Genomic DNA, 20,993 nt, shown 5'->3' with positions numbered 1-20,993 from the left:
AGGAAGCATCCGTGCATTGGCGGAAGCTTCCTTTTTTCGGTTATGCGGGAAATGCGCAAAGTGTGTTTCCTGTAGCCGTATGCAGGTAACGAGGGAAAGGAAACAAATATGCAGAAGTTTGATTATGAAGTATACACAGGAAATGATTTAGGAGCGGTATACTCACCGAAAATGACAAGATTTAAGGTCTGGGCACCGGAGGCAGAATCTGTGAAGCTGAACCTTTATAAACAGGGCGAAGGAGATAATCTCATAGAACAGCATGTTATGAAGAAGTCAGTAAACGGTACTTACGTTTTTGAAAAACAGGGCGATTGCAATGGAATCTACTATACCTATACAGTAGTAAATCACGGAGAAGAGCAGGAAGCAGTTGATCCATATACACGATCAGCGGGTGTAAACGGGCAGCGTGGAATGGTAATTGATCTTGCAAAGACCAATCCGCAGGGATTTGAACTGGATGAATACCGGAATCCGGAGCAGATTGTAGATGCAGTGATTTATGAAGGCAGTGTAAGAGATTTTACGATGGATGAATCCAGCGGCGTATTTCATAATGGAAAGTTCTTAGGCCTGACGGAAGCCAATACTACAAATCATTTTGGAGAAGCAACCGCACTTGATTATATCAGTGGCCTTGGTGTGACACATGTACAGATTCTTCCGGCATTTGATTTTGAGACCGTAGATGAGAAAAATCAGAAAGCACAGTATAACTGGGGATATGATCCGGATAATTATAATGTTCCGGAAGGTTCTTATGCAGTCAGCCCATATGATGGAACAGTGCGGATTCAGGAAATGAAACAGATGGTGCTGGCATTGCACAGCAGAGGAATCGGAGTGATTATGGATGTGGTCTTTAATCATACCTATCGAAGGGATGATTCCAACCTTCAGAAGATTGTGCCGGGCTATTATTATAGAAGTGATGAGACCGGATATACTGACGGATCCGGCTGTGGCAATGAAGTGGCCAGTGACCGTCCGATGGTGCAGAAATTAATCGTAGATTCCCTGATTTACTGGGCAAAGGAATATCATATCGATGGATTCCGCTTTGATTTGATGGGAGTTCTGGATATTGATACAATGAATGTTATTGCAGAGCGTTTAAAAGAAATCCGTCCGGATATTTATCTTTATGGGGAAGGCTGGAACGGTGGCCCATCTTCTCTGGCAGAGGAGAAACGTGCATTTAAAGCCAGTGCGAAAAAGATGCCGGGAATCGGCATGTTCAATGATGACATCCGTGATACCATAAAAGGAAGCGTATTCTATGATGATCATCTGGGTTTTGTTAATGGCGGCATCCATCTGGAAAATGCATTGCGCTATGGCATTACAGGAGCAGTCGCACATCCACAGGTAGATTATGATGCCTATGGCAGTAAGCCGTGGGCGAAAGAGCCGGGACAGAGTATTAATTATGTCTCCTGTCATGATAACTATACCCTGTGGGATAAATTATCCGTCTCCTGCCCGGAGGCATCGGAAGAAAAGAAGAAAGCCATGAACCGGTTGTGCGCAGCCATTGTATTTACTTCCCAGGGCGTGCCTTTTATCCAGGCAGGTGAAGAATTCCTCCGCAGCAAACCGCTGCCGGAGAAAAAAGGTTTTGCAGAAAACAGCTATAATATGCCGGATGCGGTAAACAGCATCAAGTGGGATAATATACATGAATATCCGGATATGATAGCATACTATAAGGGCTTGATGGAACTGCGGAAAGCCCATCCGGTATTCCGTATGCAGAGTGAAGCGGAAATGACACAGAATCTCTGCTTCTTATCAGATACACCGGAAAATGTTGTGGCATATCTTTTAAAGGGAAAAGGTGCAGATGATACACCGGAAAACATTTTGGTAATATTCAACGGAAATGATGAAGAGATTTTGTATAATTTGCCGGAAGGAAAATGGAAAATTCTGGTGGATGACAAAACGGCAGGTGCAGACGGCAAAAAAATTATTTCCGAAAAGACCGATGTAGAGCCGCTTTCCGCTCTTGTATTAGAAAAAGAATAAACAATTTGGCACAATACCTTGAAAAGATAATTTAATCTGATACAATATATAGTATACGCGTTGAAAATGAATTATTTTGAATAGGGGTGCGAATATGAAAATCATAAAGAGAAGTGGGACGGAAGTTATATTTGATAAAGAGAAGATTTTAGCGGCTGTGTGTAAAGCCAATGAAAGTGTGGTAGACAGCGAGCGTATGACAGAGGCACAGATTAATGCTATTGGTGAAAATGTGGAGAAGGCATGTAATACCATGAACCGTGCATTAACCGTAGAAGAGATTCAGGATCTGGTGGAGAACCTGATTATGAATCAGCGTGCGTATACGGTAGCTAGAAATTATATCACTTACCGCTATAAACGTGCTCTGGTAAGGAAGACCAATTCTACCGACGACCAGATTCTGACACTGCTTGCCTGCAAGAATGAGGAAGTAAAGCAGGAAAACAGCAACAAGAATCCAACTGTAAGCAGTGTGCAGCGTGATTATATGGCAGGAGAAGTCAGCAAGGATATTACCAAGCGTTTCCTGCTGCCGCAGGATATTGTAGAAGCCCATGAGCAGGGAATTATACATTTCCACGATTCCGATTATTTTGCACAGCATATGCATAACTGTTGTCTGGTTAATTTAGAGGATATGCTGCAGAATGGTACGGTAATCAGTGAGACCATGATTGATAAGCCAAAGAGCTTTGAGACTGCCTGCAATATTGCAACCCAGAGCATTGCCCAGATTGCAAGTTCACAGTATGGGGGACAGAGTATTTCACTGGCACATTTAGCACCATTTGTCAATGTGAGCCGTCAGAAATTCCGTCGTCAGGTAGCAGCGGAATTTGAAGCAGCAGGACTGGAATTAATAGAGGAACAGATTAATAAAGTAGCAGAGATTCGAGTAAAAGACGAAATCAAGCGTGGCGTCCAGATGATTCAGTATCAGGTGATCACATTGATGACCACCAATGGACAGGCTCCGTTTGTAACAGTCTTTATGTATATTGATGAAGTACCGGAAGGACAGGTAAGAGACGACCTTGCAGCGATTATTGAAGAAGTCTTAAAGCAGAGAATTCTTGGTGTGAAAAATGAGCAGGGCATCTACATTACACCGGCATTTCCAAAGCTGATTTATGTGCTGGAAGAGGATAATGTTGAGCCGGATTCCAAGTATTATTATCTGACAGAGCTGGCTGCAAAATGTACCGCAAAGCGTCTGGTACCGGATTATATTTCAGAAAAAATTATGAAACAGCTGAAAGAGGGCAACTGCTATCCATGTATGGGCTGTCGTTCTTTCTTAAGCGTATACAAGGATGAAGAAGGAAAGCCGAAATATTACGGACGGTTCAATCAGGGTGTCGTAACACTGAATCTGGTGGATATTGCATGTTCCTCCGGCGGAGATATGACCCGTTTCTGGGAAATCTTCGATGAGCGTCTGGAATTATGCTATCGGGCATTGATGGCAAGACATAACCGCCTGAAGGGAACACCTTCTGATGTGGCACCGATTCTCTGGCAGTATGGTGCACTGGCCCGTCTTAAGAAGGGCGAGACCATAGACAGGCTTTTATATGGCGGCTATTCCACTATCTCTTTAGGCTATGCAGGATTGTGTGAATGTACCCGTTATATGACCGGTAAATCCCATACTAATCCGGAAGCAACACCATTTGCACTGGCAGTGATGCAGCATTTAAATGATGCCTGCGATAAGTGGAAGACAGAGACAAATATTGCTTTCAGTGTATATGGGACACCACTTGAGTCTACGACCTATAAATTTGCAAAATGTTTGCAGAAGCGTTTCGGAATTATTCCGGGCGTTACGGATAAGAGCTATATTACCAACAGCTATCATGTTCATGTGACAGAGCATATTGACGCATTCAAGAAGCTTGGTTTTGAAGCAAAGTTCCAGGAGCTTTCCCCGGGCGGCGCAATCAGCTATGTGGAAGTGCCGGATATGCAGGATAATATTGAGGCGGTACTGTCTGTCATCCGTTATATTTATGACCATATTATGTATGCAGAACTGAATACCAAGAGTGATTATTGTATGGAATGTGGTTACAATGGCGAGATTAAAATTGTAACAGACAAATACGGCAAGCTGGTGTGGGAATGCCCAAGCTGTGGTAACCGTGACCAGGATAAGATGAACGTGGCAAGACGTACCTGTGGTTATATCGGAACCCAGTTCTGGAATCAGGGAAGAACTCAGGAAATCAAAGACCGTGTATTACATTTGTAAAGAAAATTTAGAAAAAGAAAAAGGAGTACGTTAAAGTTGGCTCCATAAAAATACCCCGGAAACAGAAAGATTCATTCTTTGGAAGAAGGAACCATCTGCTTCCGGGGTTTTCTATACTGCACTTTTTCGGAATAACTTCCTGCGCAGCAGGTAATAGGCAAGAAGCATCATGCTTCCGGTCAGTACCCAGGAAATCGGATAGATAACCATAACTACCCAGAACTCATGGAAATACCGGCAGACGGTAGATACCCAGATGAGCCGTAGGACACAGGAACCGAAAACGGTAATCAGTGCAGGCGACAGGGAATGTCCCAGTCCACGCATGGCGCCTCCGCTGATTTCATAGGTAGAAGTCAAAAGCTCTAAGGTTGTTGCAATTAACAGGCGCTGGACGGCAAAGGTAAGTACCTCCGGGTCGTTGCTGTAAAGGTGCAGGAAGAAGCCCCGTCCTAAGATGAAGACACCGGAAAGGAGTCCGCAGAAGATAAGGGAAAATATCATATTTAAACGGAATACCTTTTTGCAGCGGTCATATTTACCAGCACCGTAATTCTGGCTGGTGAAAGTAACAGTAGTCTGGGCAAAAGCATTTACCACAAAATAGGAAAAATATTCAAAGTTTAACGATGCGGCAGAACCAGCGACAGCATCAGAGCCGAAGCTGTTAATGGTGCTCTGGATGCAGACATTGGCAATGGAAAAGACCATACCCTGCAATCCGGCAGGAACGCCGATGACAAGAATCTTCTTTAATTCATGCCAGGAGATGGCAAGTGCCTTTGGCTCTAAACGAATCGGATCATCCTCATGCAGCAGGATGTAAATCAGGATTCCGGAGCTTACAATATTCGAAACCACGGTAGCGATAGCAACACCGGATACGCCAAGGTGGAAGGCAATGACCAGAATAAGATTCAGCCCGGTATTGATAACACCGGCTGCAATCAGTGCATAAAGCGGCCGTCTGCTGTCTCCAGTACTCCGGAGAATCGAGGAACAGAAGTCGTATAACAGAATGAATGGCATACCAAGGAAGTAAATCCGAAGGTATAAGACCGCAAGGTCAATGACATCATCCGGCGTTCCCATCAGTACCAGAACCGGTCTTGCAATAAACTGTCCCAAAACCAGCAGGAAAATGCCGCCAGCCAGAGCCACAACAATGGCAGTGTGAATGGCTGCTTTGATATTCTTATGGACACCCTGACCGATATATCGGGAAATAATAACATTCGAACCCAGTGAAATACCGATAAAAAGGTTAATCATCAAAGCAATCAGGGAACTGTTGCTTCCCACGGCAGCTAAAGCCTGGCTGCTGGCAAAGTTGCCGACGACAGCGGTATCCACAGAGTTAAAAAGCTGCTGTAAAATACTGCTGGCAGCCAGCGGCAGCGCAAAAATCAAAATTTTATTCCATAAAGGTCCATGTGTCATATCAATGGAGTTTTTCTTCTTTTCTATCATTTAAATCCCTCGTATATTAGATGTATTGGCAATCGCGAAAGAAAAAGATTCTAAAATATTTTGAGAAATAAATCTTTTGTTTCTTTTTCTTAATAGGAAATATTATGTAATTCCTGCTTCGCATTTTTCCTGATTGCCGGCTGTCTTTCCGTTTGCTTTGATAAAAGACGCTTGTGCTGTCCGTCGATTACGGATGCCGCCTGAAATCTGCAAGGGGCACTAAGAATTTCGATGGGATTCTACTTTCGTCTGGCAACCGGTGTATATTCACATCCATGTTCAGATACACCGGTTGCCAGACGAAATTCCAAGTGCCCCTAGGCAGATTTCAAAAGGCGTCCGTATTTCGGCGAACAGCCCAAGTGTCTTATCAAACATTGGAAAGACAGGCGGAATAGCAAAAAGAAAAATGCGGGGGATGGAATTACAATATTTCCTATTTAAAAAGAAACAGAAGATTTATCGGCTAAAATAGGTTATATATGTTTTCTTTCGCAATTGCTCTATCATTCATGATAACCACAGTGATTATAGTTTCACGGAAAAGAAAAGTCAATAGAATGGATTCCGGATAGAATAAATTAAAAAAAATATTGATTTTTTGAAAAAATTGAAGACAATAGAAAAAGATAATCGTTATATAGTATGAGAACGTTCTTAAAAGACAAGGAGGTGGATAAAAATGTGTCAGGAACCATTTACGCAGATGGTTCATAAATATCAGAATCTGGTATTTTCTATTTGCGTTAAGATGACCGGAGATTACTTTGCAGCAGAAGATTTGACGCAGGAAACATTTTTATCTGCCTACCAGCACAAGGAAGAGTTCGACGGTAAGAATGAGAAAGCCTGGCTTTGCAGGATTGCTTCGAATAAATGTATCGATTACAGCAGACAGGCGGCAAGGCGGATGGTACCCACCGAAGACGAAGTCTTAGGAAGTCATCCGGCGAGAGCAGGGGGACCGGAAGAGCAATGCATCGAAGAGGTGGTCCGGGAAGAACTGAAGGAAAAATGCAGACAGTTGAAACCACCTTATGATGAAATCGCAAAGCTGTACTTCTGTGAAGAACATCCTGCCGGCGAGATAGCAGAGTTAAAGCAGAAGAATTTGAAAACCGTGCAGACACAGATATACCGGGCGCGGGCAATGCTTAGAAAACTATATGGAAAGGAGCGGAGCTGATATGAGAAAAGAAGATACACAGGAGTATTTAAGTGACGAAGCGTTAGAAGCACTGATCCGGGAAACAGAAGAAGGACCGATGATAAAAGCACCGGAATATTTAGAAGAAAATATTCTGCATAAAATTGAGCAGCAGCAGAAGATTATTGTATACAAAGAAAAAGTGTCAGCGAAGCGGAAGCTCCTGACTTATAGCATGAAAGTAATGGTTGCGGCGGCAGCGGCAATCGCCTTTCTGATTGTAGTTCCTACGGTGGAGCAGCAGAGCAGACCAAACATGGAAACTTATGTGGCAGAAGCAAAAGAGCAGGTCAATAAGGACTTACAGGAACAGAAAGAGAAAGCGAAAAAGCGTAGTGAAGAGCAGAATTTCTTACAGAGTGTAAATGATGCGTCCAGTGCATTTTGCGATTTTATTACTGAGACGACAAATGGATGGTTTTTAAAGGAGGAAAGATAACATGACGAAAAAGAGAAATGGATTTTTAAGATTTTGCTGTTCCCTTTTACCGGGAGCAGGGGAAATGTATATGGGATTTATGAAAATGGGCTTAAGCCTGATGTCGATGTTCTTTGGCATTATTGTAGCAGCATCTATTTTTGAACTTGGACCGCTGGCAGTGCTTGCAGTAATTGCATGGTTTTACAGCTTCTTTCATGTACACAATTTAGCAGGCTTATCCGATGAAGAATTCTATGCCGTGGAGGATGAGTATTTATTCCATTTAAGTGGAGAAGGCGGGAAAGATAAATCCTTTGTAAAGCGTTATCATACCATTATTGCAGTCGTGCTGATTCTGCTTGGTATTATGTTAATCTGGAACAGTTTCTATTGGATGATTGCAAATTTAATTCCGGATGAAACGGTCTGGGTACTTCAGGAAATCAGTTACCGGCTTCCAAGACTGCTGGCAGGAATTGCAATTATAGCAGCAGGAATTTATCTGGTTCATGGTAAGAAAAAATCCCTTGAGGAAGAAGAAACAAAGGAGGCATAGGGAAAATGGATGAGAATGTGAAAGAAGTACGCACCCACAGAGTGGGCAGCATTACCTTAGGCAGTGCACTGGTTTTGTTTGGAATCCTGTTTCTGGTACATCTGTTTGTGCCGGTATTGACCTATGAAATCATTTTCCATATCTGGCCATGTATCTTTATCCTGCTTGGAATAGAAATTCTTCTTGCCAACCGGAAGAAGAATGTGGAATTTGTCTATGATGGTAAGGCGGTATTCCTTACCATCACATTAACCTTCTTTGCCATGCTGATGGCAGGAGCAGATGTGGCAATTCAGCAGGCAGATATCTACATGCACCTTTAAGAATGCAGCATTAAGAATGTACCTTTAAGAGGAATGCTCTTTCCGGTATTGCTTTGGCGTCATTTTGTGCTTGTTTCGGAAAGCCTTAATAAAATGGCTGCAATCGGAAAATCCGGTTTCCTGACTGATATAATTCAAGTCAAGATTGGTAAAGAGCAGCAAATCTTCAGCCTTGCAAAGGCGGATAAATTCAATATATTTTTTACAGGACTGGCCATAGAGTTCCCGGAAGCTTTTGGCAAAATAGGAATAACTCATATTACACATTCTGGCAAGGTCTTCCACCTTTAATGGCTCCTGGGCATGAGCGTCGATATATTCCGTAATGGAATGTATGGACGCTTCTTCTGTATTTTGCGGAATAGCCAGAGATTTATCCGTATTAAAACCCTGTGCCCGCCAGATACGCAGGATAAAGGTTAAAAGGGAATTAATCTGGGACTGTACCAGAATCCGGTAACCGTATTCCTGCTGCTGCATTTCGTGTTCACAGGAGGAAAAGATTCCGGCAATGGGATAGCCTGTTAACATCGCTTTGGAAAAATATTTCGGAGCATGGGAATCACCCTTCGCCAGATTAAAAAGTGATACAAAATTAATCCCAGAAAAAGTGGTACTTAATGCATTGCCGGATGGTGCAAGCTGGTTTAAGTCAAATTTCATGACATAATAAACCAATGGCTGCTCTGTGGCAGTATAGATAGAATGGATTGCCTGCGGAAGAAATAACGTCATATCACCTTCTTCTAGTACATAAGTATCATCATCACAGTTGATGATGGCGGTGCCCTCTAACATATACAGAATTTCAACAAAATAATGCCAGTGGGACCGGATAGGAAAAGAATGGATTCTCGTATTAAATAAGAAACATTCAAAAGGAGCATTCAGCCGGTCGCTGTATTCAAAAAGTGAATTCATAAAGTCGTCCCCCAATATATCTGAAATAAATGAATTCCTGTTATAAGAGATTTTTACTATTTTTATAATAAATCATTATAGCAAGATTCCAGGGTGAATGCTATAGTTTCCATCATAAAAAGTCATTGAAAGAGGAGAACGGAAACACTTACCATGGAATATATCTGCGGCATGACATATGCACCATTTGCAAGAAAAGGGAGCTATCAGGAGAAGAGTGCTTTTGACAGCTTAAAGAAAATGAAAGAAAATACCAACAGCAATTTTGTTATTTTAGCACCAAACGGCTTGCAGGATACGGCACAGTCGGAAGAGATTGGTTATACTTCTGAAGCAACGGTGTCAGATGATGAATTAAAGGGCATGATTGATTATGCGAAAGAGCTTGGCATGCGTGTGGCATTAAAGCCTACGGTAAACTGCAAAAATGGAACCTGGCGTGCCCATGTCAATTTCTTTGATGAAGACGTAGTCTGTGAACCAAAGTGGTGTAACTGGTTTGAATCCTATACAGAATTTCAGCTTCATTATGCAAGGCTGGCAAAAGAAATGGGTGTGGAAATGCATATTGCAGGCTGCGAAATGGTTATGGCAGAGCGCAGGGAAGCAGAGTGGCGGAAGCTGATCGCTGATATCCGGAGTGAATTTGACGGACTTGTTTCCTATAATACCGATAAATATCAGGAGCATAATGTGAAATGGTGGGATGCAGTAGATGTGATTTCTTCCAGTGGCTATTATCCGTTGGAGGACTGGGAGAACCAGCTTGACCGGATTGAAGCGGTGGTAAAGAAATTTCAAAAACCATTTTTCTTTGCAGAGGCAGGATGTATGTCTATCGTGGATTCTAATAAAGTGCCAAATGACTGGACGGTGCAGGGAGAAGCAGATGCTAAGGGACAGGCAGACTGGTATGAGGCAATGTTTGAAGCCTGCTTAAAAAGAGAATGGGTGAGGGGCATGGCATTCTGGTCCTGGAACAGTCATCTCTACACGAAGAATGCTGCCCTAAAGAGAAAAGATTATGAAATATATGCAAAACCAGCGGAGAAAATCGTGAAAAAATACTATGATTCTATTCAAAAGTAACAAAAAGTTAAAAAACCTAAAATAAACTGTTATGGCATATGGAATCCGTACATTCTGATTTTTCTTAATAAAATAGATTTCTACCATTTTTAAGGTAAAACACTCTATCCCGAAACGGGCGTTTCGTGGTAGAGTGTTTTTATAACGAAAACGATTGAGAGAATGCTTCTGCAATTGTGAAAAATGATATGTTTTTATGATAGGAATATATCTGGGTGGTTCGTCGAAGTACGGATGCATTATAAGTACTGCTAGGGGCACTTGGAATTTTGTCCGGCATCTGGCAACGCTGGCACAGGGAAGTGCCAGCGAGGCACATATGAACATGGATGTGAATTTGTGCCGGTTGCCGGAAGAAAGAACAGGTCTTGCAAAATTCTTAGTGCCCCTTGCAGTTCTTATGTGGCATTCGCACTCGAGGAACTGCACAGATATTCGAACTGAAAAAATTATAGTGTTTTTCATAATTGCAGAAGAATAACACAAGAAATAGAATCAGGAGGAAAACAAATGTTTCGAAAAGACTTTGTATGGGGCGTTGCCAGCAGTGCCTATCAGGTAGAAGGAAGAGACAAAAACGATGGCGCAGGAACCTGCATCTGGGACACCTTTACCGAAGCGGGAAGAACCTTTGAACATCAGAATGCATATGTCAGTGCAGATGACATGCACCGTTACAAAGAAGATTATGCATTGATGAAAGAACTTGGCGTGAAGGCATACCGTTTTTCCGTAAGCTGGGCGAGACTGATGCCGGAGGGAACCGGAAGAGTCAATGAAAAAGCGGTGGCACTCTATCGTGATATGATTCTTGAAATGAAGAAAAACGGCATTGAGCCATATATGACACTTTATCACTGGGAACTTCCGCAGGCATTGGAGGATAAAGGCGGCTGGCTCAATGAAGAAATCATAGATTGGTTTGCAGAATATGCAAAAGTAGTAGCAGAGAATTTTACTGATATCTGCGACAAGATTTTTACTTTGAATGAGCCACAGTGCTTTATCGGACTGGGATATTACCGTGGTATTCATGCACCGGGAAAGAAAGTCACACCAGAGGAAAGCTTCCGGATTGCGCATAATGCATTGCGGGCACATGGAAAAGCAGTTATTACTCTCCGGAAATATGCAAAGCAGCCGATACAGATTGGCTATGCACCAACCAGTGGGGTGGCATATCCGGCAAGTAATTCCCCGGAAGATATTGAAGCTGCAAAGAAGGTATATTTTGGCTTTTATAATGATGTCGACAACTGGACCTGGAATGTATCCTGGTATTCCGACCCGGTTATTTTAGGACATTATCCAAAGGAAGGCCTTGAGAAATACAAGGAGTATCTGCCGGAAATCACGAAAGAAGATATGGAACTGATTCACCAGCCCATTGATTTTTACGGACAGAATATTTATAACGGATATCCGGTTCGTGCAGGAGCAGATGGAGAACCGGAATTTGCAGACCGCCCTGCAGGATTTCCAAAGACTGCCGCAGAATGGCCGGTGACACCGGAATGTCTCTACTGGGCAGGAAAATTCCTCTACGAACGTTATCAGCTTCCGATTTATATTACGGAAAATGGAATGTCCTGTCATGACAATGTGGAAGCAGATGGCAGTGTACATGATGCCAACCGTATCCAGTTCTTAGATGAGTACCTTGGCAATCTGCAGAAGGCGGCGGATGAAGGAGCAGAGATTGCTGGTTATTTCTTATGGACTTTTTTGGACAATTTCGAATGGCATGAGGGCTATTCCGAACGGTTCGGAATTATTTATGTGGACTTTGCAACCCAGCAGCGTTATGTAAAGGATTCAGCATTCTGGTATAAGAAAGTCATGGAAAGCAATGGAGCAGCGTTATCCTGCAACCAGCCGGATAGAAAAATCCGGATAGAGCGTGGTGCTGCAGAAGTAACAGGTGCAGGATTTAAGGTAGAGAGGGAAATGGATCTGCTGCTTTCTGACAGCACAGATGTCATTTATGTGGCATCCGGCAGCGGTTTAATTGGCAGCATCTGGGTAGATGCCGGAGACAGGCTTACGATACCGGAGGGCATCCGGAAGATGCATTGCAGTGGAAAAATGACACTGGTGCAGGCGTAGCATGAAAAAATAATTGTTTCTTCTAGACCAGAGAAAATGAGAATAAAAAAAGTTTCTTTTATTCCGATGAGCAATCAGAAGGAATAGAAGAAACTTTTTTTGCTTTACGGGAAATTGCTTTCCTGTAAAGCAAAAAACGCTCCGCGAGGATGCGCACTGCGGCGTATAAGGTAGATGTCGCAAGCGACCGCCGCAGGCGCGGGAATGTGCAAGGCACATTCTTTTTTAATGTTCAGATACATTTTAGATACAAATATATGTTAAAATAAACATCAAAGAGTAGTAAAAGGAGCGGGCAGCATGATACGGATATTGGTTGTAGAGGATGAAAAGGCAATATCGGATTTAATCCGGCTGAATCTGATGAAGGCAGGCTATCAGTGTGTCTGTGTATACAATGGAATGAAAGCTGCAGACCTGTTGGAAACAGAAAATTTTGATTTGATTATATTGGATGTTATGCTGCCGGAATTAAATGGATTTGAATTGATGGAATACATCCGTCCAATGGGAATTCCGGTGATTTTTCTGACTGCAAAGGATTCCCTAAAAGACCGGATGCAGGGGCTGACCTCCGGGGCAGAGGATTATATGGTAAAGCCTTTTGAAGTGGTAGAACTTTTGGCACGGGTCAATATTGTGCTGCGCCGCTATCATAAGATGGAGCAGAAGATTACTTTTATGGATATTGAATTAGACAGTGAAAATCAGGTGGTGACAAAGGCAGGAAAAGAAGTGGAGCTTACGCCAAAGGAATTTGAACTCTTAGAAATTCTGATGCGCAACCGGAATATTACACTGTTCCGGGAAAGAATCTATGAAGAAATCTGGGGAACGGAATATTCCGTAGAGTCAAGAACCTTAGACCTTCATATCCAGAGATTACGGAAAAAACTGAATCTTGGAGCGGAGCTTAAAACAGTATTTAAGGCAGGATACCGGTTAGAGGATAAAGCATGAAATTTCGATATAAAGTATTAATTACAAATTTAATCCTGCTTTCCGTCAGTCTGGGACTGGTGGGGTATCTGATGATACATAAGAATTTTGAACTGGCGAAGGAAACACAGATTTCTAATGCAGTCATTCAGAATAATCTAGTGCAATCCTCGGTGGAATATGAAGTACTTCAGGCGTTGAACCGGGAAGAACTGGTAAAGAGCGCATTGCCGGATATCGGCGCACAGGTCAGCAGCGGTATGCGGGCAGAGGATGTGACATTTTTTATTTATTATGGCGATAAGCTGGTTTATAACGAAACAGAAGAAAATGCCAATTTAAAGAAAGTCTGGGAAGCACAGCAGGAGGATGGCAATAAGAATTATGCCATCTTTGAAGAGGACGGCCATTATTATATTTATGTAACGGCATCCAGTAAGGTAGGGGATGAGAACCTCTGCATCATCAGCAGAAGTGATGTGTCCGATGCCTACGCATTAAGAGACCGGGAAATCCGTTATTTCCGGCTGATTCTTTTCATTTGCCTTATGATAGAATCTTTGTTTATTTATGTTATCAGCCGGTATCTGACCAGGCCATTGGAGCAGTTGAACCGGGTGGCAGAGGAGATTACCGATGGCTCTTATGAGACGAGGATTACAGTAAAGAGTCAGGATGAAGTAGGACTTCTGGCAGAAAACTTTAACCGGATGGCAGAAGCAGTATCAGAAAAGATAGGAGAGCTTCAGGGAATGGTACGGAAAAGGGATCAGTTTGTAGCAGACTTTACCCATGAGATTAAGACACCGATGACTTCCATTATCGGTTATGCAGATACCATGCGTTCCATGGAGCTTCCAAGAGAAGAACAGCTTCTGGCATTAAGTTATATCTTTTCCGAAGGCAGACGGTTAGAGCGGATGTCGGGAAAGCTCTTTGATTTGATTTATTTAAGGGAACATGAAATGGAAAAGGAAGCAGTTCAGGTTGAAAATGTAAGCAGTGAAGTACTTAAGGTGGTGACACCGTCCTTTGAGGCAAAAGGGCTTGTGTTAAAGGAAAATATCGAGCCGGCAGTACTGTACGGAAATAAAGAACTTCTGGTGACTGCACTGGTGAATTTACTGGATAATGCAAGAAAAGCATCCAAAGAGCATGGTGTCATTGAATTTAGCGGAAAGAGAATACAGGAAGAGGAAAATCCATTTTATTATGAACTTTCCGTAAAAGATTATGGAATCGGCATGACCAAGGAAGAGACAGAGCGGATTTGCGATGAATTCTATATGGCAGATAAATCCCGGGCAAGACAGGAAGGCGGAGCCGGAATCGGAATGTCATTAGTGGCATTGATTTTAGAACATCATCAGGCGGAACTTATCGTAGAAAGTGAGCCAAAGAAGGGAACGAAGATGCGGATATGTTTCAGAAAAGAACAAAATTAAAGATAAAAGGAAGTGTCTGTGGAATGATAGCAGGAACACTTCTGGTGGTGCTGACAGGAATTTTTCTGCCGGGAATTCTGATTGAAGGACAGGAGCGTAAAGCAGTGGGAGAAGTGCAGGCAGTTCCGGCGCAGTACATAGCTTCCGATTCCCTGCTGACAAAGGAAGCATCGGAAAGCCTTAAGTTAAGCGAACGCATCCAGTTGATTACCGGGCAGTGGGAGAGTGAGACGCAGGAAGCTTATTCTTATGAAATGACTTTGACGGATTATGAGGCAGCGGCACTGGCAAGAGACAGCATGGAAGTCATTTATCAGAATGGACAGTATCCTTCTGATTTGGCTTCTTCTTATGCCAACTGGTATACCTGGGAAGCATTTCCGGAGAAAGCAGTGGATACCACATTTCACACCTACAGTGCTTACTACTGGAAGCTTGTTTTTACAAAATATGACGGCACAGAGAAGCATATGGTATTTCTCTTAGAGGATGGCACCGTTTTACTGGCTGAGGCAAAAGGAGAAGATATTTTATCGGAGACGGCAGCAACAGAGGAAACTTCCTCATCAGGTAAAGATGATGGCGAAGAGAAAGAAAAAACAGTGGAGAAAGAGCTGGCAGAACAGCTTTCCTACACGGGGTTGGACGTAGCCGGACTGAGGATAAAATCCGATAACATACAGGAAGAAAAGGATGTCTCATACCGGTACTTTGAACTCTATGATAAAACAAGATTTATCTATGGAATCAGCACAATATCAGATAGCCAAACGAAGCGTAACATGGTAAAATAAAAAAGAAGGCAAGGTATTTTCAGTGGCATAGATGGTCACCTGCAGTTATTGCGAAAATGATCCTTCCATGTATGATTTGGGAAATTTTGTTCTGGAACAGGCTTTGTGGGACAGTAAAAGCTTTTTACAGCAGAAGCCTTCCGGTATCGGTAATCAATGAGCGGATGGCAGTATTAAGAGGCTATGGAATCAAATTTGCCATGGATGATTTTGAAACAGGAAGTTCATCTTCTGCCATGGCGCTTGAGATGCTGATTGATGAGATTAAGATTGATATGAGCTTTATCCGGAAGATTCTTGTAAACAAAAAGAATAAGGCGATTGTCCAGAGTATGGTGGATTTTGCCAATGCAGCCAATATCAAGAGTTGTCTGGAGGGCGTGGAAAATAAGGCATTAGAAGATTATCTCCGGACTGTGGGAGCCACTTGGTTTCAGGGATACTATTATTCCAAACCGGTTGGAGCAGATGAACTGGAGATACTTCTTTCGAACAGATGGAAAAAATAAGAAAAGACAAAAAATAAAAGTAAAAATAGAATTATCGAGACCGGCAGTTTTGTGGCGATAGGAAATACAGCCATAGAATTGCCGGTTTTATTGTAATGATAAGATACAAAAAGTTTACATCTTCATGTTAAAGTAACACCAGAAACGAGGAAAATGGAAAGGTAAACAGAAAATAAAAGATGGAAAACGGAGGGGACAGCATGAAACATCCAATCTTACGAAAAATGATTCCGGCAGGTATGGTGATGGTACTTCTTGCCGGATGTGGTGAGAAAAAAGTAGATTATGAGATGGAAACAGAACAGGAAACCAAAGGGGTGGTTGGTACACTGGATGAATTCCGGGAAGCGGATAACTGGGATGACAGCTTTACGGTAACAACCTCTGACGGAGATGTGAAGGTAAGAATCAATGCATCTATTGATGTGCCGGAAGCAGATGCCATGTCTGTGGTAGCGGCAGAAGAATTAAAGATAGATGTCGATTATAAGAAAAAGTTTCTGAAAGCATATTTTAAAGATTCTGAAATTTATTACCATGATGTTGAGCATCTGACAAAAGAAGAATTACAGACTGCCGTTGACAGCATGGATGGAACGATTGTTGCTGTCCAGTCTCAAATCGATGATTTGGAGAATAATGTACATCATCAGGATGTAGAAAGACATAAGGAAATGCTGAATGACTGGAAGGAAGAAACCGAAGAACAGAAAAAACAATACGAAAAAGCATTAGAGACTGCAAAAGATACCTATACTGCAGCAGAGGATTATGACAGCTGCAATGAATATGCAGGGTATTGCGGAGACCTTTTATGTAATGTGCGATTTGAAGTAAAAGAAACAAACGAAAATGCAATTGCCTACATTGTGGCATCGCCATTAGTGAAAAACAAGACGGACATTTATGTGAATCAGTATTATGGCCCACAGTCTCTAAAGGATTATGATGCTGTATATGGGAATGATACAGTAACTGCATATATCGACAATTCGGAAAAGGAAAATGGATGCAGTATTTCCCAAGAAGATGCAAAGCAGTTAGTGGAGCAGTTCTTAAAAGAAACAGGACGTGATAATCAGGTGCTTTATGGGCAGCAGGATTATTCCTGGGATGGCGCAAATGAGATAGAAGTGGATGGAGAACAGTATACCGATTATGCGGAGGTCATCGACTGGGGCTACCTCTTTGGTTATGGAACCGGTGTCAATGGACTGGCATTTAGTGATTCTTTGGATTATAACGACTTTGATATTTCCTGGGTTACGCCGGAAAACAGTGATGTAAATTTTGAATTAGAGGATGAGATACGATTTGCGGTTACGGATAATGGAATTACAGAAGTATTTATGCAGTATCCGGTAAGCGTTACAAAGATTTCAAAAGAAGTGGAACTGCTGCCGTTATCAACGATTCAAAATATAATCAAAGATGAGATTATAAAAAATGGAGACGATTACCAACTGGATGAGTGCAAGAATTTTAATAAGTTAAAGCTTGGTTATGCGCGTATCAAAGATGACCAGAAGGAAGGCTGTTACAGTTATGTGCCGGCGTGGTGTCTTTATATGGCATCCGGAAATGATATGAACCGGCATCCGGTATTTGTCAATGCCATGGATGGTACACTGATTCATCCTTTGGATGAAAGGTAAGGTGTGCCTATGGCAGATAGAAAGAAAAGAACTGGAAAATGGAAACTGCTTTTGTGCCTGGCAGCGGGCAGTTTGCTGACGGGATGCGGAAAAGCAGAGCCAGAGCTTGTGTCAACTGCCCGGACACCATATGAGAAGCTGGCTTATGATACCACGGAAGTGAAAAAAGGAAATCTGACGCCGGAAATTACCTTAAAATTAAAAGCAGAGGGTTTGGAAAAGATTACTTATGATGCAACAAATACGGAATTGAAATTAGACAAAGTATATGTGGCAGTAGGCGATAAAGTGGAAAAGGGAGAGTTGCTGGTATCCTTCCGTTCAGACAGTCTGGAAGCAAAAATGACACAGTATCAGGATGAGATTGCGGATAAACAGCTTCTGGTGGAACATTATGTAAACCTCATGAGCTGTGATGCATCCCTGGATTATAATGAAGATATTGCAAATTTAAAGCGGGATATTGAAGTAGCAGAGCTTTATGTGGAAGAGGCAGAAGAAAAGCTGTCCCGCTATCAGATTACAGCAAAAGAATCCGGTACCATTACAGCCATGGATAATTATCTGCAAAAAGGAGGCTTTGTGCCGGGAAATAATCTGATTACTGAAGTGTGTGGAACCGGTAACTATGAAGCAGACCTGCCGGAAGGCTATGAGTTTAATGTGGGAGATACTTATACAGCTACATTGGATGCACTGTCCTATGAATTAAAGGTTGCCGGTGTGGAAGAAAATAAAATCATATTTTCACCGGTATCGGATATGACATCACTTTCAGAGGCAGACGTGCTGAGTCTTGTGATTACGAAGCCCACGCTGGAAAATGTCATTTATGTGAAAGCCTCTGCCGTAAAGGAAGGTGAAGAGGGACACTTTGTCTATCTTCTGGATGATAGTGGATATCGTGAGGCGGTGCCGGTAACGGTTGGAGAAAAAGTAGGGAATCATTGGGTTGTTACATCCGGACTTTCCGGTGGAGAGAAGGTGACTCTGTGAGAAAGAAAAAAAGTTACGCAGGAAACGCACAAAGCGTGATTCCAGTAGTCCTGACAGGCCTGTTTTTTGTAATGTTAATTGGCGGCTGTGGAAGTAAGAAAACAGAAACAATACCAGACCTGGAAGAGCCGGCGGCAAGTAATGCTTCTTATCAGCAGGTGACCTATGGAAATATTGGAACCACCAACGTGCTGCTGGGAACGGCAGTGCCAAAGGAGTACGGACAGGCATATGAAGCCAATGTCACGGTGACAAAGATTCTGGTAGAACCGGGCGATACCGTAGAAAAAGGTGATGTGCTGGCATACGCAGATGTAGACGAGGCAAGTGCGTCCCGGAAAGCAAAGCAGCAGGAGCTGTCGCATGAAAATACCGTATACGAATTAAACCAGAAAATCAACCAATTGCAGCAGAATAAATTGGCAAACCAGCAGAAGCAGCAGGATACTGCAGAGAATAACATTCAGGATGCCGCAGAGAATAACATTCAGGAAGAGGATAATATGCAGGAATCTGCAACAGAGAATAACACGCAGGAGACAGAGGCAGAGGCAGAGGACATCACCTCCCAGATAGCCGTCCTGCAGGAAAACAGCCGCTACGATACGAAGCTTCATGAGTACCGGGTGCAGAAGCTGAATGAAGAGATTGCAGCATTGGACGCTCTGATAGCAGATGGAACGTTAAAGGCAAATCACAGTGGTGAAGTGGTTTATACCAAGAGCCTGACGGTAAGCCGGAATGCCGGTACAGGAGAAAATGTCGTTGTTGTGGCAGATACAGAAGACCTTGCAATAGAGCTTAAGGATGTAACGGTACAGAATTATAAATATAAAGATGTTCTTGAAAAATATATGCTGCAATCCGGCGAAAGAGTGCCGGTTACTGAGCGGGAATACAGCACCGATGAGCTGGTACTTGCAAAGATAAATAATAATTATCCCAATGTTTTGATAGAAAAGCCGGAGGGCGTGGAGCTGAAAGCCGGAGAGCTATATCCCATTTATTTTGAAGAGAAAAAAGCGGAGCATGTCCTTCTGGTGGGAAACGATTCCCTGTATCAGGAAGATGGGGAAACTTATGTTTATGTGAAAGCCGGGGATGATACCAGAGAAAAGCGTAAAGTAACAGCAGGGGCGGCAGATGACCATAATACCCAGATTACGGATGGATTAGCGGAAGGAGAAGCAGTCTATTATGAGACTACGGAGCGGATGCCTTCGGATTATACCGAGTATACGGTGGAGCGGTCAGATTTTCAGGTGGAAAATCACGGATTAAAATATGGCAGGGCAGATAAGAATGCCAGGGTCTATCTTGCTGCAAAAGAAGGAGAGATTGTAAAAATAGCGGTAGAAAAGGATGCGGAAGTGAAAAAAGGTGACCTTCTTTATATCATCAATACCGGAGAAGGAAAGGCAGCCATTACAGAAGCCGCCAATGCCATTGAGACAGAGAATACTACTTATCAGAAACAGCAGACAGACTATGATGCACAGCTTATAGAATTGCAGAATGCCACAGATTCTGTCAGTGACTATGACCGGCAGATGATAACCCTTCAAAAAGAGGTTGCAGAAGCAGACCATAGCTATACGCTGCAACAACTGCAGGCAGCTTACGATACGTTAAGCCGCGGAAATGACGGAACCGGAAAATTATCCGTTTATGCAGATGAAGATGGACAGGTTTCGAAAATAACTGTCTGGGAAGGAGACACGGTGGAAGCCGGAGATGAAATTCTTAAGATGAAAGGAGAAGCATCAGACTTACTTCTGGTGCAGATGGTGAGCAGTAAGTCCGTAACGGTGTATACGGATGATATTGCAGAGGCGGGAGAACCGGTAAGTATTACATCCGGGGATACGACTTACACCGGAACCTGTGTGGGATTTGCAGCAGGCAGCAATAATCTGGATGAGGGCTGTCTTTATATCGATGAAAATGGTGCTCATTATACCTTTCAGACAACCTCCGGGTATGATACACCGGCATTTTATGTACGGATGAATGATGAAATCGTAGATGATATGGGAAATGGAGAAAGCGTGGACTTCCCTTATATTTCCATGGAGGATGTTATAGTGCTTCCGGCAGGAATGATTTATGAAGAGAAGGATGCAATGCATCCGGATAAAGTGTCATATTTTGTGTGGAAGATAGAAGGGGACCATCTGGTGAAACAGTATGTTTTACTGGATGATACACTTACCGGAAATGGGAAAGTGGTTCTCTTTGGAATAGAGTCTGGCGATGTACTGGCAAGAGAGTAGG

18 protein-coding genes are annotated in these 20,993 nt (G+C 42.8%); 16 read left to right on the top strand and 2 right to left on the bottom strand.

All coding sequences use genetic code 11. The annotated features are described in order from the left end of the window. Window positions 1-108 precede the first annotated feature (108 nt). Window positions 109-2,031: a type I pullulanase gene (gene pulA / locus DWY37_RS07970; RefSeq protein WP_118540828.1), complete on the top strand. Its 1,923-nt coding sequence runs from the start codon at window positions 109-111 to the stop codon at window positions 2,029-2,031. 94 nt (window positions 2,032-2,125) lie between these two features. After that, window positions 2,126-4,288 (top strand): anaerobic ribonucleoside-triphosphate reductase, encoded by a 2,163-nt coding sequence (gene nrdD / locus DWY37_RS07965; protein WP_117947161.1) that lies wholly within the window; start codon window positions 2,126-2,128, stop codon window positions 4,286-4,288. A gap of 111 nt (window positions 4,289-4,399) precedes the next feature. Here nrdD and DWY37_RS07960 read toward each other — a convergent pair whose 3' ends face one another. Next, window positions 4,400-5,758: an MATE family efflux transporter gene (locus DWY37_RS07960; RefSeq protein WP_243006649.1), complete on the bottom strand. Its 1,359-nt coding sequence runs from the start codon at window positions 5,756-5,758 to the stop codon at window positions 4,400-4,402. Between the two features lie 682 nt (window positions 5,759-6,440). Here DWY37_RS07960 and DWY37_RS07955 point away from each other — a divergent pair. The 4 genes from DWY37_RS07955 to DWY37_RS07940 are packed head-to-tail and all read left to right on the top strand — an operon-like array spanning window position 6,441 to window position 8,265. Next, window positions 6,441-6,944 (top strand): RNA polymerase sigma factor, encoded by a 504-nt coding sequence (locus DWY37_RS07955; protein ID WP_117947160.1) that lies wholly within the window; start codon window positions 6,441-6,443, stop codon window positions 6,942-6,944. A gap of 1 nt (window position 6,945) precedes the next feature. Next, a complete protein-coding gene (locus DWY37_RS07950) occupies window positions 6,946-7,404 on the top strand; it encodes a hypothetical protein (RefSeq protein ID WP_118540830.1) in 459 nt (152 codons plus the stop codon). 1 nt (window position 7,405) lies between these two features. Continuing rightward, window positions 7,406-7,942: a hypothetical protein gene (locus DWY37_RS07945; protein ID WP_117697769.1), complete on the top strand. Its 537-nt coding sequence runs from the start codon at window positions 7,406-7,408 to the stop codon at window positions 7,940-7,942. Window positions 7,943-7,947: 5 nt separating this feature from the next. Beyond that, window positions 7,948-8,265 (top strand): LiaF transmembrane domain-containing protein, encoded by a 318-nt coding sequence (locus tag DWY37_RS07940; RefSeq protein WP_117697767.1) that lies wholly within the window; start codon window positions 7,948-7,950, stop codon window positions 8,263-8,265. 24 nt (window positions 8,266-8,289) lie between these two features. Here the strand turns inward: DWY37_RS07940 and DWY37_RS07935 are convergent, their stop codons facing one another. Continuing rightward, window positions 8,290-9,186 (bottom strand): AraC family transcriptional regulator, encoded by an 897-nt coding sequence (locus DWY37_RS07935; RefSeq protein ID WP_117947158.1) that lies wholly within the window; start codon window positions 9,184-9,186, stop codon window positions 8,290-8,292. Between the two features lie 153 nt (window positions 9,187-9,339). Here DWY37_RS07935 and DWY37_RS07930 point away from each other — a divergent pair, with 153 nt between their 5' ends. From DWY37_RS07930 to DWY37_RS07885, 10 genes are all read left to right on the top strand, one after another. Beyond that, entirely contained in the window at window positions 9,340-10,275 is a 936-nt protein-coding gene (locus DWY37_RS07930; RefSeq protein WP_117947157.1) for a glycoside hydrolase family 113, read from the top strand. Window positions 10,276-10,471: 196 nt separating this feature from the next. Continuing rightward, window positions 10,472-10,756, top strand: a complete 285-nt coding sequence (locus DWY37_RS07925; RefSeq protein WP_118087846.1) for a hypothetical protein — start codon at window positions 10,472-10,474, stop codon at window positions 10,754-10,756. Between the two features lie 29 nt (window positions 10,757-10,785). Beyond that, window positions 10,786-12,381 carry a GH1 family beta-glucosidase gene (locus tag DWY37_RS07920; RefSeq protein ID WP_118540832.1) on the top strand — a complete coding sequence of 532 codons (1,596 nt, stop codon included), beginning with the start codon at window positions 10,786-10,788 and terminating at the stop codon, window positions 12,379-12,381. 300 nt (window positions 12,382-12,681) lie between these two features. Continuing rightward, the gene (locus tag DWY37_RS07915; protein WP_022243011.1) at window positions 12,682-13,341 is read left to right on the top strand and encodes a response regulator transcription factor; all 660 of its coding nucleotides are present in this window, start codon (window positions 12,682-12,684) and stop codon (window positions 13,339-13,341) included. Next, complete coding sequence (locus DWY37_RS07910; protein ID WP_118540834.1) at window positions 13,338-14,765, top strand: sensor histidine kinase; 1,428 nt, start codon at window positions 13,338-13,340, stop codon at window positions 14,763-14,765. The genes DWY37_RS07915 and DWY37_RS07910 overlap by 4 nt, the downstream gene beginning before the upstream one ends. Beyond that, window positions 14,741-15,559 (top strand): hypothetical protein, encoded by an 819-nt coding sequence (locus tag DWY37_RS07905; protein WP_118540836.1) that lies wholly within the window; start codon window positions 14,741-14,743, stop codon window positions 15,557-15,559. Before DWY37_RS07910 ends, DWY37_RS07905 begins: the two co-directional genes overlap by 25 nt. 71 nt (window positions 15,560-15,630) lie before the next feature. After that, window positions 15,631-16,068, top strand: a complete 438-nt coding sequence (locus DWY37_RS07900) for an EAL domain-containing protein (RefSeq protein WP_158561544.1) — start codon at window positions 15,631-15,633, stop codon at window positions 16,066-16,068. Window positions 16,069-16,268: 200 nt separating this feature from the next. Beyond that, on the top strand, window positions 16,269-17,723 hold the full coding sequence (locus DWY37_RS07895; RefSeq protein ID WP_118177206.1) for a DUF6034 family protein: 1,455 nt from the start codon (window positions 16,269-16,271) through the stop codon (window positions 17,721-17,723). 9 nt (window positions 17,724-17,732) lie between these two features. Beyond that, window positions 17,733-18,719, top strand: coding sequence for a hypothetical protein (locus tag DWY37_RS07890; RefSeq protein ID WP_118540838.1), 987 nt, complete (start codon window positions 17,733-17,735; stop codon window positions 18,717-18,719). Then, complete coding sequence (locus tag DWY37_RS07885) at window positions 18,716-20,992, top strand: biotin/lipoyl-binding protein (protein WP_118544471.1); 2,277 nt, start codon at window positions 18,716-18,718, stop codon at window positions 20,990-20,992. Before DWY37_RS07890 ends, DWY37_RS07885 begins: the two co-directional genes overlap by 4 nt. Window position 20,993: the final 1 nt, after the last annotated feature.

It is taken from the genome of Roseburia sp. AF25-13LB (assembly GCF_003478915.1).
Lineage (GTDB): Bacteria > Bacillota > Clostridia > Lachnospirales > Lachnospiraceae > Roseburia_C > Roseburia_C amylophila.
The sequence above is the reverse complement of the archived record's forward strand: the minus strand, read 5'-3'. Positions and strand labels throughout refer to the sequence as shown.